Below are 450 nucleotides of genomic sequence, written 5' to 3'. Positions count from 1 at the left end.
ACATTTTTAAAAGCTCCTCTTAGATACAGTCGTATTAGTTCGGGTTTTAGTAATAATAGATTTCATCCAGTTTTAAAAAAGTATCGCCCTCATCATGGGATTGACTATGCGGCTCCAAGTGGAACTCCAGTTTATACAATTGGTGATGGAACTGTTATAAAAAAAGGCTATCAGAAAAGAGGAGGAGGAAATTATATTAAAGTAAAGCACAATGCCAATTATACTACAGTATATATGCACTTGAAAGGCTTTGCAAAGGGTATTCATGTTGGTCAGCGATTAAAACAAGGTGATTTAGTGGGTTATGTTGGAGCTACAGGTCTAGCTACCGGACCACACCTTGATTTTCGCGTTTATAGAAATGGCCTTGCAATTAATCCTTTGAAAATGAAATCGACTCCAGCAACGGTATCTAAAACTCGTCGAACTTCTTTTGCACCCTCCCAAGCC

The 450-nt window shown here is 38.2% G+C and carries 1 protein-coding gene; it reads left to right on the top strand.

The genetic code is table 11. The annotated features are described in order from the left end of the window. A partial coding sequence (locus tag FEF65_RS13270; RefSeq protein WP_138240298.1) for a M23 family metallopeptidase occupies positions 1-450 on the top strand: 450 nt, incomplete at both ends.

It is taken from the genome of Mariprofundus erugo (assembly GCF_005818865.1).
Lineage (GTDB): Bacteria > Pseudomonadota > Zetaproteobacteria > Mariprofundales > Mariprofundaceae > Mariprofundus > Mariprofundus erugo.
Note: the sequence above shows the minus strand (reverse complement) of the source record. Positions and strands in the feature narration are given on the sequence as shown.